The following is a 13,397-nucleotide window of genomic DNA, read 5'->3' as shown; positions in this document are numbered from 1 at the left end:
AGGGAGTAGGTTCAGGACAAATCCGTGGCTGCTCCAACGCCGCCGGCCGCGGATCCGTTGGCTGACCCCAGGGGAAATGACCGTGAGCTTGCGACCCTTGTCTCCGCAGGAACGTTCCGACGCACTCAGGAAGGCCGCGGCGGCAAGGGCTGCCAGGGCCTCGGCCAAGGAACGGCTCAAATCCGGACAGCTGACCGTGGCCCAGATCCTGGACTCCGGCGGCACCGAGGAGGCCATAGCGCGCATGCGGGTTTCGGAACTCCTCGAGGCCCTGCCGGGTATCGGAAAAGTCCGGGCCGCAGCCATCATGGACAGCCTCGGCATCGCCGCGTCCCGCAGGGTCCGGGGCCTGGGCATCCACCAGCGCCGGGCGCTGGTAGATTTTATGAACGAGAAATAGCTTCATCCGAACAGAGTCATCTGTAGACCGTCCAAAGGAATACGTGAGCAACAAACCCGGACTGACAGTCCTCGCTGGTCCTACGGCTGTTGGCAAAGGCACCGTGTCCACCTATATCCGCGACACTTACCCCGAGGTCTGGCTGTCCGTCTCGGCCACCACCCGGGCCCCGCGGCCCGGTGAGATCGACGGCGTGCACTACTACTTCAAATCCAAGGAAGAGTTCGAGTCCCTCGTGGCCGCCGGCGAATTCCTTGAATGGGCAGTGGTGCACGGGCAGAACACCTACGGGACCCTGAAGAGCACCGTCAACCAGGCCATCGCCGAAGGCCGCTCCGTGCTGCTGGAGATCGACCTGCAGGGCGCACGCCAGGTCAAGCAGGCCGTTCCGGATGCCCAGTTCGTGTTCCTAGCACCGCCCAGCTGGGAAGAATTGGTCCGCCGGCTGGTGGGCCGGGGCACCGAATCGACCGAGGAACAGCAACGCCGGCTGGAAACCGGTAAAGTAGAACTTGCTGCTGAACCGGAGTTCGACCACACCGTCATCAATGACGACGTCCGCCGGGCAGCGGACGAGCTTGTTTCACTCATGGGGCTGACCCCGCACCCGCGCCAGACGCAGACGCCGTCAGCCCGTTAGAAATTTGGAGAATTCGTGTCCACGAACCTTGAAGGCATCATCAACCCGCCGATCGATTCGCTGCTCCAGGCGGCTGATTCCAAGTACGGCCTGGTGATCTTCGGTGCCAAGCGTGCACGCCAGATCAACGCGTACTACGCCCAGCTGCATGAGGGCCTGTTCGAGTATGTCGGCCCGCTGGTCGACACCAAGCTGAACGAGAAGTCGCTGTCCATCGCCCTGCGCGAGATCAACGAGGGCAAGCTGGTTTCCACACCGATCGAAGCTGCAGAGTAACTTCCGCAGAGTAAACAGACTGCCTGCTGACGGAGTTCACGTGCGCATAGTCCTCGGAGTCGGGGGAGGGATCGCCGCCTACAAGGTGGCATCGCTCCTCCGGCTTTTTACTGAAGCCGGCCATGACGTCACCGTCATCCCCACGGAAGCAGCCACCCGCTTTGTCGGCGTGGCCACCTGGGAGGCGTTGTCCGGGAACCCGGTGACCAACAGCGTCTTCAACGACGTCGACCAGGTAAAGCACGTCCGGCTGGGCCACGAGGCAGACCTGATCGTGGTGGCCCCCGCCACAGCCGACCTCCTGGCCCGTGCCGCCACCGGTCAGGCCAACGACCTCCTCACCAACACCCTGCTGATGGCGAGCGGCCCCGTCCTGTTCGCCCCGGCCATGCACACCGAAATGTGGCAGCATGCAGCCACCCAGGCCAACGTCGAAACGCTGCGCAGCCGTGGCGTGACGGTCCTGGAACCCGCCAGCGGGCGGCTGACCGGTAGCGATTCAGGCCCCGGACGCCTGCCTGAGCCGGAGGTCATTTTCGAAGCGGCCATGGCACTGGCGCATGGCCTTCAGGCTGAGGCCCCGCTGTCCCCGACGGCCAACGTAACCGCGGACAGAACCGCCACCGGGCCGCTCTTCCCGCTGGCTGGCCGCACCGTGATCGTCAGCGCCGGCGGTACCCGGGAGCCCCTGGACCCCGTCCGGTTCCTGGGCAACCGCTCCTCCGGCAAGCAAGGCGTGGCGCTGGCCGCCGCAGCCCGCGACGCCGGAGCCACCGTGCGGCTCGTGGCCGCCCACATGGAGGTGCCCGCCCCCGCGGGCGTCGAACTCATCGCCGTCGAAACGGCCCTGCAGCTCCGCGAAGTCATGCTGGCAGCGGCAGCCGAGTCCGACGTCGTCATCATGGCGGCGGCCGTGGCTGACTTCCGGCCGGCGGAGGTGTCCGGAAGCAAGATCAAGAAGCGGGACGACACCGCCGACCCCGTGATCACGCTGGTCCGCAACCCCGACATCCTGCACGAGCTTGTCGCAGTCCGCGACGCCGCAGGCAGCAGCCAGCTCGTAGTGGGCTTTGCCGCCGAGACAGGCGACGAGCAGGGTGATGTGCTGTCCTACGCAGAGGCGAAGCTGAAGCGCAAGGGCTGCGACCTGCTGGTGGTGAACCATGTGGGCGCTGACAAGGTTTTCGGCCAGGACAACAACTCCGTGGTCATCCTCTCGCGGGCCGGTTCCGAGCCCCAGTCGGCCTCCGGCTCCAAGCAGGACGTCGCCGCCATTGTCATTGACCGCATCGGCGCCGAACTGAGCCGGGTCTTTCCGCGAACCTGAGGGGCGTAAGCAACGTCTCCTTAGCATGGGGACACACGCTGCCGCCCCTCCGTTTGCCAACCAGTAAGGTAGTTGAGTGACTTTACCGCTGCACATTCCAGAATCCCACGGGTCTGCACCCGCCGCGCTTCGGCTCTTCACCTCGGAGTCGGTAACTGAAGGGCACCCGGACAAGATCTGTGACCAGATCAGTGATGCGATCCTGGACGCCCTGCTGGACAAGGACCCCGAGTCACGCGTCGCGGTCGAGACGATGGCCACCACCGGCCTGGTCCACGTGGCCGGCGAAGTGACCACCGACGCGTATGTCGAAATCCCGCAGATTGTTCGCGAGACCATCCTGGGCATCGGCTATGACTCATCGGCCAACGGCTTCGACGGCGCACGCTGCGGAGTTTCCGTGTCCATCGGGCAGCAGTCCAACGACATCGCCGGCGGCGTCTTCAACTCCTTGGAAGCCCGCGAAGGCCGCCAGGAGGACGACTACGACCTGCAGGGCGCCGGCGACCAGGGCCTCATGTTCGGCTACGCCAGTGACGAGACCCCGTCCTACATGCCCACGCCGATCTGGATCGCGCACCGGCTCTCGGAGCGGCTCACCGAGGTCCGCAAAAACGGCGAACTCTCCTACCTCCGCCCGGACGGCAAGACCCAGGCCACCATCGGGTACGACGGCGACCGGCCGGTTTCCGTGGAAACTGTCGTAATCTCCAGCCAGCACGCCGATGGCTTCAGCCTCGACCAGCTGCGGGCCGACCTCGCGACGCACGTCATCGACCCCGTGCTTGCCCTTGCGGACCTGGACATTTCGCGCACCAACAACATCCTGAACCCCGCCGGCGCGTTCGTGATCGGCGGCCCAGTGGGCGACGCCGGACTCACCGGCCGCAAGATCATCGTTGACACCTATGGAGGCATGGCCCGGCACGGCGGCGGCGCCTTCTCCGGCAAGGACCCGTCCAAGGTAGACCGCTCCGCGGCGTACGCCATGCGCTGGGTTGCCAAGAACGTGGTGGCCGCGGGACTCGCCAAACGTGCCGAGATCCAGATCGCCTACGCGATCGGCCAGGCCCGTCCCGTCGGAACCTACGTCGAAACGTTCGGGACCGAGACCGTGGACCCGGCAAAGATCAGCGCCGCGATTGCGGAGATTTTCGATCTGCGCCCCCGCGCCATCATCGACGCCCTGGACCTCAAGCGTCCCATCTACGCCAAGACGGCCGCCCATGGCCACTTCGGCCGCGATGACCCGGACTTCACGTGGGAACGCCTGGACCGCGTGGACGACTTGAAGGCGTACTTCAACGCCTGAGCCGTCCCGTCCGCCGCCGTCAGCAGCCGGGAATGTCAGACCCGTGTGATTGGCTGATGGGTAACGCAGGACGGAGGTAAGGCCCCATGACTTCGAGCAGCATGTCTTCAAGCGGCACGTCTTCGCAGCCCACGCCAGAGCCGCTGCAGCTGTCACTGCTGCAGGGGTTCCCGGCCACGGCCAGGGCCGCCGGCGGTCCACCACTGGCTGCCGTCCGTCCCGTGGCGCGCGTGCTCATAGAGTCCCCGCTGCCGCACCTGGACCGGCCGTTCGACTACAGCGTGCCCGCCGAACTGGATGATGACGCCCAGCCCGGCGTCCGCGTCCGGGTGAAGTTCAGCGGCCAGGAACTCGGCGGTTACATCCTGGACCGGGTTGAGGAGTCCGACGCCGGCCAGCCCCTCGTCCCTCTGCACAAGGTCGTTTCGCCGGTCGCCGTCCTGACCCCCGCCATGAAGGAACTCGCCGGGCGCGTGGCCGCACGCTACGCAGGCACCGTCAGCGACGTGCTCCGCGTGGCCATCCCGCCACGGGTGGTCAAGGTGGAGAAGGAACTGGCCGACGCCGAACCAGGTGGTCCTCCCGCGGCGGACCTTGGCCTGTCAGGCTCCGTGTGGGCCAGGTACCGGAACGGCGCTGCCTTCCTCCGCCATCTCGAATCGGGAGGCTCGCCCCGGGCTGCCCTCAGTGCGCTGCAGGGGTTCGGCCCGGACGGCTGGCCACGGCTCATTGCGGACGCTGTGGCGGCGGTCCGGCAGTCCGGACGCGGCGCCGTTGTGGTCGTTCCGGACTACCGCGACCTGGACCGTGTACAGGCTGCGCTCGAGGACATGCTGCCCGCCGATGACATTGCCCGGCTGACAGCCGACGACGGCCAGACGCCCCGATACCGCAACTACCTCAGAATTCTCAAGGGTTCCGCGGGCGTCGCCGTGGGCACCCGCTCTGCGGCCTACGCCCCCGTACAGAACCTTGGACTCGTGGTGTGCTGGGACGACGGCGACGACCTGCACGTCGAACAGCGCTCCCCTTACGCACACACCCGCGAGGTGCTGCTGCTCCGTGCAGAGCAGGAGGGGGCTGCCTGCCTGCTGGCCGGACACGCGCGCAGCACCGAGGTGCAGCGACTGGTGGACGCCGGCTGGGCGATGCCCGTGGACGCCGAACGCACGGTGCTCCGCCGCACGGTTCCCCGGGTCCTCAACACCGCGGACAGCTTTGAACAGGAGCGCGACCCGCTGGCCCGGCTGGCACGGCTGCCGGGTGCGGCGTGGCGCACCGCCAAGGAAGCACTCGAACGCGGCCCCGTGCTGGTGCAGGTTGCCCGTGCCGGCTATGCGCCGTCGCTGGCGTGCGAAACCTGCCGGGAACCCGCGCGCTGCCCGTCGTGCCAGGGGCCGCTCGCCATCGCGGGCAGCGCTGCTGTTCCCCAATGCCGTTGGTGTTCGACGCCGGCCCCGGCCTGGCGCTGCACGCACTGCCAGGGCACCCGGCTGCGCCGCGGTGCAGCCGGTGTACTCCGAACGGCAGAGGAACTCGGCAGGGCGTTTCCCGGCAAGGCCGTGGTCACCTCCTCCGGCCAGAACGTCAAGGCCACCGTGCCGGATGCCTGCGCGCTGGTGGTAGCCACGGTGGGTGCCGAGCCCGTGGCGCCGGGCGGGTACGCCGCGGCGCTGCTGCTCGACGGCGATTCACTGCTGCGCCGGGAGAACCTGCGCGCGGGCGAGGACGCGGTGCGGCGCTGGTTCAACGCTGCCGCCCTGGTCCGGCCGGCCACCGAGGGCGGGCTGGTCGTCATCACCGCAGACGACACTGCCGCCGTCGGAGCATTGCTGCGTTGGGACCCTGCCGGCTATGCCCAGCGGGAGCTGGGCCTGCGCGCCGAGCTGCAGCTGCCCCCGGCGGTGAGGGTCGCCGCCGTCACGGGCGGCAGCACCGCCGTCGGCCATTTCACGGCCTCAGCCACAAGACTTCTGGCCGCCGAGGGCGTGGAGCTCCGCGTCGCCGGTCCGGCGCCGCTGCTCCAATCCGCGGGCGTTACGTCAGCGGAGACGGAAGGTCAGGACGTCCGCACGCTGCTGTTCATCCCGTACGCGCAGGCCGCCACGGTAACCAGGGTCCTCCGCGCGGCGAAGGCCGCAGGTGCGGCGAAGCGAACCGAGGACCCGGTGCAGCTGCGGCTGGACGGCGTCGACGTGCTCTGACGGTTCGGGTCAACAGGTTACTTGCGGCGGAGTGCCATGACCTCTGCCGCCACGTCCACCAGCTGGCGGGCCGATTCGTCCCAGCTGAACTGCTGCGCACGTGCAACCGAGCGCCGGGAGACGTCCTGCCAGTGCTGTCCGTCGCCGAGGTCCCGGACAGCGGCGGCGAACTCGGGCGCCGACTCCGGATCAACGTAGGCGGCGGTGTCCGCCCCCACCTCGCGGAAGATCGGAATGTCGCTGGCGATCACCGGTGTGCCCAGCGCCATGGCCTCCACCAGGGGCAGGCCGTAGCCCTCGGCTTTGGACAGGGTGACCAGTGCGGTGGTGCGGTTCAGCAGCGCCGTATATTCGTCGTCGGTGACGCCGTTGTGGAACACAACGTTCGCCCCGGAAGGGATCAGCGCTTCCAGTTCGGCGCGGCGGTGCGGGGTGACGCGGCTGAGCAGGTGCAGCGTGTAGTCAGGCAGTCCGGCCATCCCGGCGAGCATGGTTTCGACGTTTTTGTAGGGCATGAACGAGCCCATGTAGAGCAGTGTCTTCTCCGGCGCCGCTGCAGGGTCGCGGGGTTGCTGGGCCGGCTGCGGGGCGTTGCTGACGATCCGGACCGGACGGCTGGTCAGGCGGTACTTGGCCATCAGCGCCTCCGTGGTCCTGCTGATGGTCGCGACGACGTCGGCACGGTTCAGCAGCAGCCGCTGGGGCCAGAACGCCTTGTGGTACAGGCGCCACAGGATCCGGACCGGGGCCGGCAGGAAGCCCGGAGGTGCCGGGTGTTCGTAGTAGATGAGGTCATGCAGGGTGAGCACCAGGCCGTACTTGCGTCCCCACGTGCCCATGGTCTGCATGGGGCAGACCACCACGTCCGCGCCGAGCTGATTGACCTTCCGGGCCACGAAAAGCTCGGTGGGGGAGAGCGGGCTGCTGATCAACGTGTACGGAACGTCGGGAAGCAGTGCCAGTTGCCGGAGATCACTGATGAGCATGGACACATCGGCGATCTTTGAGACGGCGGCAATGAGGCTGGAGCCGTAGCGGCTGATCCCGTCATGGTGGTCCGTCCGGGTGAAACGGGCATCGATGACTATCTTCACGCGGGGTGGTCCTTAAGGAAGCGGCGGATGAATCCTGCGGCAGGTTCTGGCGTTTCGTAGTGGATCAGGTGGCCGACGCCCGGGATGACGTCCAGCATTGCATCGGGAAGCAGCCCGGCCAGGCGGTGCTGGTCCCGCAGCAGGGCGATTTCATCCTTTTCGCCGGCGACGAGCAGCACGGGCATGGTGAGCCGGGGCGCGACTTCGGCCACGTTGCTGCTGACGGACGCCGTGAAGGATTCCAGCAGACTCTCCCGGTTCGCGAACGCACTGAAGTACGCGTGGTGCTGCCCGTGGATGAACCGCAGCAGGTCCTTGTCCTTCGTCTTCGCCATGGCCATGCTCATCACCCGCACGATGAGCGGACTGCGCAGCAGGGCCAGGCCAAGAGGGCGCGGGACGCGTGCGGAGAGGCGGTAGTACAGAACGGCCAGCCGGGTCATGAGGCCCTTGGGGCCTTCCAGCGCGGGCGCCGCGATGGGGTTGACCAGGATCAGCGGGCGGACGGCGTCCGGATGATCCGCGACGAAATGGGCGGCCACGATGGAGCCGAACGAGTGCCCCAGCAGGACGGTGTCCGGCCCCAGTCCGAGGGCCGCAATGAAGTCGCTGATGAAACTGCCGTAGCGCTCCACGCTGTGGGCGGCGTCGGTGAACGCACCGGAGCCGCCAAACCCGGGGAGGTCGGGCATGATCAGGCGCATTTCGGGCAGCTGGTCGGCCACCCGCAGCAGTCCGTGGTGGTCGCCGCGGAAGCCGTGGATGACCAGGATGGTCCGCGTTTCAGCCGTGGTTTTTTCCGGTTCGTAGACCCAGTAGGCAACGTTGCTGCCCGTCAGCTGCACGGTGGATGCACGGGTGCGGGCGGCGAGTCCGCTGCTGACGAAGGATGGTGCCGTGGCGGGCTCGGAGTCGGCTGTTCTCATGTGCTGGGGGAGTCCTAGTTAACGTTGTCGGGGTGCGAGCCGGTGCGGTGTCCGCGCTCCAGGGCGGCGATGTCAGCCATGTCCAGGGCTGAGAGCTCGAAGCTGAAGACGTTGAGGTTCTCGCGGATCCGGGCGGCGGAGCTTGCCTTGGGGATGGTGACGTTGCCCAGCTGCAGTTGCCAGCGCAGGACAATCTGGGCGGCGCTCACTTTGTGCTCAGCTGCTAGGGCGCCGATGACGGGATCCTCCAGCACTTGGCCGCGGCCCAGGGGGCTCCATGCCTCGGTGAGGATTCCCAGCCCGGTGTGCTTCTCCCGGAGCTCGGCCTGCTGCAGCCAGGGGTGCAGCTCGATCTGGTTGACAGCCGGCACCACCTCCGCTGTTTCCAGCAGCTGGTCCAGGTGCTGGGGCTGGAAGTTGGACACGCCTATTGCCCGCACCTTGCCCTCGCGGTACAGCGTCTCCAGGGCGCGGTACGTTTCCTGGAACAGTCCCCGCTTCGCGCACGGCCAGTGGATCAGGTACATGTCCACGTATTCCAGGCCGAGGTTGATCATGGACCTGTCGAAGGCCCGCAGCGTCGCGTCGTAGCCGTGGTCGTCGTTCCACACCTTGGTGGTAATGAAGAGGTCCTCGCGCGAGGTGCCGGGTGCGGCCTCGCCGGAACCGCCGGTGGTGGCTTCCGCGGCGAAGACCCCGACCAGGCCGCGCGCCACCCCGGATTCATTCCCGTACATGGCCGCAGTATCGAAATGGCGGTACCCGGCTTCCAGCGCAGTGGCCACCAGGTTGGCAGTGTCTTTCGCCGGAACCTTGTACAGCCCGAAACCCAACTGGTTGATCAGCACGCCGTTGTTCAGGCTGAGCCGGGGTGAGGTAATCATGGTTACGACTCTACCGATACCGCGGCGCGACGCGTGTTACCGCCGGGCGCGAAGTGCTGGCGCGGGCCCGGACCAAAGAGGACGGTCAGCCCCAGCAGAGGCAGAAGGGGTGGCCGGCAGGGTCCGCGTAAACCTGGAAGCCCTCGGCGGAGGTGATGTCCTCGGCGGGCTTCAGCAGGCGTGCGCCGAGGGACAGGGCCTCCTCGTGGGCAGATGAGACGTCCTCAACATACAGGTCCAGGTGGATCTGCTGTGGGTTCCCGTCCGGCCATTCCGGCGGCATGTGGTTGGGTGCGAGCTGGAAGCCCAGGCGCGGGTTCCCATCGACACTGACGGTGTGCCAGTCATCCTCTGCGTCCACGGTGCCGCCCAGCAGGTCGGCCCAGAACGCGCTCTCGGCAGGAAGGTCGGCGGCGTCGAACACAACGATCTCTCTGGTGATTTTCATGCGGTCATCCTTGCATGACCTCAGTGATTTTCCGAGAGCTTCACGCCAGTTGGGGCCGCCCGGCGCCTGGCACACGCCGTCGAGAGTGATGAACAGGTCGACGGAGAGGATTCCCATGGTGTGCTCCTATTCAGTTCCCATTTTCGAAGCTGACCAACCGCCGGGCCGAGGCCTCATCGAGGATCAGATCTGTGGCCAGCCCGGCCACCAGCGCCCCCCGAAGCCCGTTGATCTTGGACGCGCCGGACACCACGCAGATCCGCCGGCGCACCTGACGGAGTTGGTCCAGCGAAGGTCCGGTGGAGCGTTCATTCAGCGTGATGCCGTCAGAGGAGCCGTCGCCACGGAAGAAGACCGTGGCCACGTCGCCGACGACGTCCGACTTCGCCAATGTGACCAGATCATCCTCGTCGAGGTAGCCGCCGGCGTACACGTGGCTGGGGTAGTCGGCATCCACCGAACCCACGCCGAAGATCGCAATGCTCATACGGGACTGCAGGTCGAGGATGCGCTGAACGCTCCGCTCATTCCACATCGCGGTCTTCGTAGCGGCATGGTCGAAGAAGGCCGGCACGGGAAACTGTTCAACCCGTGCCCCGTAGGCGCTGCCGAAGCGCCGCATGATGTCACTGGCGTAGGTGATGCCGGTGGTCTGCATGTTGCCCGCCCCGTTCAGCTGCACCACCACGCTGTCGTGCGTGATCTTGCGGGTCAGGTGCCGGCTCACCGCGCTGAGGGTCGAGCCCCAAGCCACGCCGATGATCGCGTTCGAGTCCACGAGCGGTCCGATGGTGCGCGCTGCCTGCATGGCCACGCGGTCGAGCGTCTCCGCCTCATTCAGGGTGTCCAGGACGGGCACCACGTGCACATCCACCTTGTAATGCGCCCGAATCAACCGCTCCAATTCCGGCCCTGTGTCCAGGGGACTGCGGATCTGGATCTGCACCAGACCCGACTCCCGCGCCGTTGAAAGCAGCCGGGAAACCGTGGAGCGGGAAGTCCGCAATTCCCGGGCGATGGCGTCCATGGTGAGGTCCTGCATGTAGTACAGCTGTGCGGCGCGAAGCGCTTCGGAATGTCGGGGCCGGGGCATGCGTCTGTCCGTTCTGCACGTTTGTGCATAGTGCTTGACGTTATTTTCCATTAGTCCAAACAATAGTGGTGAACGGCCCCGCACCTTTCGGTGCGTCGCCTGCAACAAACCCTTTCGAACCAAACCCAAAGGAGCAGATTTGGGACTCAAGGATTCATCCGGCCATACCAACAGCGCTACCGTCGGCGGCGGGGAGCGCGAGTCCGTCTCCCGGCTGCGCCGGCGGCCCAACGCCCGGGTCCTGATCATCGGTGGTGGCATCAACGGCGTCGGAACATTCCGCGACCTCGCCCTGCAGGGCGTCGACGTGGCACTCGTGGAGCGCGGCGATTACTGCCAGGGCGCCAGCGGCGCCTCGTCGCACATGATCCACGGCGGCATCCGTTATCTGGAAAACGGCGAATTCCGGCTGGTCCGGGAATCTGTGGTTGAGCGCAACCGGCTCCTGCGGATCGCGCCCCACTACGTAAAGCCGCTGCAGACCACCATTCCGATCTTCAGCACATTCTCCGGCGTGCTCGCCGCCCCCCTGCGGTTCCTGACCCATAAGCAACAGGGCAAGCCCAAGGAGCGCGGCGCGTTCCTGATCAAGCTGGGACTCAGCCTCTACGACTCCTTCTCCCGCGACGGCGGCAGCGTCCCGCGCCACCAGTTCCGCACCCGGCGGAAGGCGCTGGCCGAACTCCCGATGCTGCACCCTGGCGTCAAATACACGGCCACGTACTTCGACGCGTCCGTGCACAACCCGGAGCGGCTCACCCTGGACGTCCTGCAGGACGGCGAGAAGGCGGGCGGCCGGGCCAGCAACTACCTCTCCCTGATGTCCGTCAGCTCCAACGCAGATGGTTCCAGCACCGCGGTTCTCCGTGACCACCTGGCCGGCGAGGAATTCGGCTTCACTGCGGACGTCATCGTCAACACCACCGGTGCGTGGGTGGACCTCACCAACCAGGCCATGGGCGCGCCCACCACCTTCATGGGCGGGACGAAGGGCTCACACATCGTCCTTGACCACCCCGGCCTGCTCGCTGCCTGCGACGGACGCGAGATCTTCTTCGAACACACAGACGGCCGCATCGTGCTGATCTATCCCATGGGTGACCGCGTGCTGGTTGGCACCACCGACGTCGACGCCGACATGTCGGAAGACGCCGTCTGCACCAACGGCGAGATCGACTACTTCTTCGACCTCATCGGCCACGTCTTCCCGGACATCGCCGTGAACCGCGGACAGATCGTCTACACGTTCTCGGGCGTGCGTCCGCTGCCACGGCACGACGCCACCCAGCCTGGGTTCGTGTCCCGGGATTACCGCATCGAACGCCGCGGCCCGGACGCAGGCCCCCAGGAGGGCGGCGCCGTCGTGCTCAGCCTGGTGGGCGGCAAGTGGACCACCTTCCGGGCTTTGGCCGAACACCTGGCCGACGACGTCCTCGCCGAACTAGGAACGGAACGGAAGATTTCGACGGCGAAGCTCGCGATCGGCGGTGGCTCCGGGTTCCCGGACAGCGAAGCCGGGATCCAGAAGTGGATCAAGGCGCACATGACCCCCACGCGCGACGCCGACCGGACAGCCGGCCTGCTCACCAGGTACGGCACCCGCGCCGGGGAAGTCATCAGCTATCTCGACGCCGGCCACGACCGCCTGCTGCGCTCCACGCGGGAGTTGAGTGTCAGGGAACTGCAGTTCATGGCAGCCCACGAACAGATCGGGCACCTCGTGGACGTCCTGATCCGCCGCACCTCCCTCGCCTTCCGCGGCCTGGTTACCGGTGAGCTGCTGAACGAAGTTGCCGAAGCCCTGACCGAGCCGCTCGGCTGGGATGCGGCACGGGTCGCCGCGGAGATCAACCATGCGCAGGAGGTGCTGAAGCGATACCACGGCGTCGAGGTTCACAGCCTCGTCGCCTAGCGGGAACCGTCCTTCATACACGCGAAGGACTCACAACAGAAAATAGAGGAGTCAAAGATGTCTCTTGGATTGGTTTTTCTTTCCGAAGTTTTCGGAACTGCCATGCTGACCCTGCTGGGTTGTGGTGTGGTGGCCAACGTTGCGCTCAAAGGCACGAAGGGCAACAACGGTGGATTCCTGATGGTCACCTGGGGGTGGGGCATCGCCGTCTTCGCTGGCGTCTACGTCGCCGCCAGGTCGGGATCGCACTTGAACCCGGCCGTCACGCTGGGCCTTCTTGTGAACGGCAAACCGGAGTATGCGGCAGGCGTTCCAGTGGACTTTGCCTCCACGCTGACCTACTTCGGCGGTGAGCTTACCGGCGCCTTCCTTGGTGCCGTGGTCACCTGGCTCGCGCACAAGCAGCACTTCGACGCCGAACCCGAGCCTGCGAACAAACTTGGCGTCTTCTCCACCGGCCCGGCGATCCGCTCCACGCCCTGGAACCTGATCACGGAAATCATCGGCACGTTTGTTCTCGTCTTCGTCATCCTCACCTTCGGCGGAACGCCGTCGGGGCTTGGCCCGCTGGCCGTGGCGCTTCTGGTCGTCGGCATCGGTGTCTCGCTGGGCGGACCCACCGGCTACGCCATCAACCCCGCGCGTGACCTCGGTCCCCGCATCGCGCACGCCGTCCTGCCCATCAAAGGCAAGGGATCGAGTGACTGGAGCTACTCCTGGATTCCGGTGGTGGGCCCGCTGGTCGGCGGCGCGCTGGCCGGCCTCGTGGGGCTCCTTCCCATCGTGTTCACAGCAGCCACCTAAACCGCTGACATCTGCACCCCTTTTCGAAGAGCACCCCTTTCAAAACCGAATCCATAACCACATCTGTTCAAACGCAA

At 66.5% G+C, this 13,397-nt stretch carries 13 protein-coding genes; 8 read left to right on the top strand and 5 right to left on the bottom strand.

What is annotated here, in order from left to right; translation table 11 throughout:
• The first annotated feature begins 76 nt into the window (after positions 1-76).
• From mihF to QFZ33_RS15150, 6 genes are all read left to right on the top strand, one after another.
• The gene (gene mihF, locus QFZ33_RS15175; protein WP_251024620.1) at positions 77-400 is read left to right on the top strand and encodes an integration host factor, actinobacterial type; all 324 of its coding nucleotides are present in this window, start codon (positions 77-79) and stop codon (positions 398-400) included.
• Positions 401-443: 43 nt separating this feature from the next.
• Positions 444-1,040, top strand: coding sequence for a guanylate kinase (gene gmk, locus QFZ33_RS15170; protein ID WP_307028777.1), 597 nt, complete (start codon positions 444-446; stop codon positions 1,038-1,040).
• A gap of 15 nt (positions 1,041-1,055) precedes the next feature.
• Positions 1,056-1,316: a DNA-directed RNA polymerase subunit omega gene (rpoZ, locus tag QFZ33_RS15165; protein ID WP_307028775.1), complete on the top strand. Its 261-nt coding sequence runs from the start codon at positions 1,056-1,058 to the stop codon at positions 1,314-1,316.
• Between the two features lie 40 nt (positions 1,317-1,356).
• Positions 1,357-2,643 (top strand): bifunctional phosphopantothenoylcysteine decarboxylase/phosphopantothenate--cysteine ligase CoaBC, encoded by a 1,287-nt coding sequence (gene coaBC / locus QFZ33_RS15160; RefSeq protein ID WP_307028773.1) that lies wholly within the window; start codon positions 1,357-1,359, stop codon positions 2,641-2,643.
• A 76-nt stretch (positions 2,644-2,719) separates the two neighbouring features.
• Positions 2,720-3,955 (top strand): methionine adenosyltransferase, encoded by a 1,236-nt coding sequence (metK, locus tag QFZ33_RS15155; RefSeq protein ID WP_307028771.1) that lies wholly within the window; start codon positions 2,720-2,722, stop codon positions 3,953-3,955.
• 86 nt (positions 3,956-4,041) lie between these two features.
• Positions 4,042-6,159: a primosomal protein N' gene (locus QFZ33_RS15150; protein ID WP_307028769.1), complete on the top strand. Its 2,118-nt coding sequence runs from the start codon at positions 4,042-4,044 to the stop codon at positions 6,157-6,159.
• Between the two features lie 17 nt (positions 6,160-6,176).
• Here QFZ33_RS15150 and QFZ33_RS15145 read toward each other — a convergent pair whose 3' ends face one another.
• The 5 genes from QFZ33_RS15145 to QFZ33_RS15125 form a co-directional block, all read right to left on the bottom strand.
• Positions 6,177-7,253, bottom strand: a complete 1,077-nt coding sequence (locus tag QFZ33_RS15145; protein ID WP_307028767.1) for a glycosyltransferase family 4 protein — start codon at positions 7,251-7,253, stop codon at positions 6,177-6,179.
• On the bottom strand, positions 7,250-8,179 hold the full coding sequence (locus tag QFZ33_RS15140; RefSeq protein ID WP_307028765.1) for an alpha/beta fold hydrolase: 930 nt from the start codon (positions 8,177-8,179) through the stop codon (positions 7,250-7,252). The genes QFZ33_RS15145 and QFZ33_RS15140 overlap by 4 nt, the downstream gene beginning before the upstream one ends.
• A gap of 14 nt (positions 8,180-8,193) precedes the next feature.
• Entirely contained in the window at positions 8,194-9,063 is an 870-nt protein-coding gene (locus QFZ33_RS15135) for an aldo/keto reductase (protein WP_307028764.1), read from the bottom strand.
• 85 nt (positions 9,064-9,148) lie between these two features.
• Positions 9,149-9,511 (bottom strand): VOC family protein, encoded by a 363-nt coding sequence (locus QFZ33_RS15130; RefSeq protein WP_307031838.1) that lies wholly within the window; start codon positions 9,509-9,511, stop codon positions 9,149-9,151.
• Between the two features lie 130 nt (positions 9,512-9,641).
• Complete coding sequence (locus QFZ33_RS15125) at positions 9,642-10,604, bottom strand: sugar-binding transcriptional regulator (RefSeq protein WP_307028762.1); 963 nt, start codon at positions 10,602-10,604, stop codon at positions 9,642-9,644.
• Between the two features lie 139 nt (positions 10,605-10,743).
• Here QFZ33_RS15125 and QFZ33_RS15120 point away from each other — a divergent pair, with 139 nt between their 5' ends.
• Together QFZ33_RS15120 and QFZ33_RS15115 are read left to right on the top strand one after the other, a co-directional pair.
• On the top strand, positions 10,744-12,516 hold the full coding sequence (locus tag QFZ33_RS15120; protein WP_307028760.1) for a glycerol-3-phosphate dehydrogenase/oxidase: 1,773 nt from the start codon (positions 10,744-10,746) through the stop codon (positions 12,514-12,516).
• Positions 12,517-12,573: 57 nt separating this feature from the next.
• A complete protein-coding gene (locus tag QFZ33_RS15115; protein WP_307028758.1) occupies positions 12,574-13,320 on the top strand; it encodes an MIP/aquaporin family protein in 747 nt (248 codons plus the stop codon).
• The last annotated feature ends 77 nt before the right edge of the window (positions 13,321-13,397 follow it).

Source organism: Arthrobacter globiformis (genome assembly GCF_030815865.1).
In the GTDB taxonomy this organism is placed as follows: domain Bacteria; phylum Actinomycetota; class Actinomycetes; order Actinomycetales; family Micrococcaceae; genus Arthrobacter; species Arthrobacter globiformis_B.
Note: the sequence above shows the minus strand (reverse complement) of the source record. Positions and strands in the feature narration are given on the sequence as shown.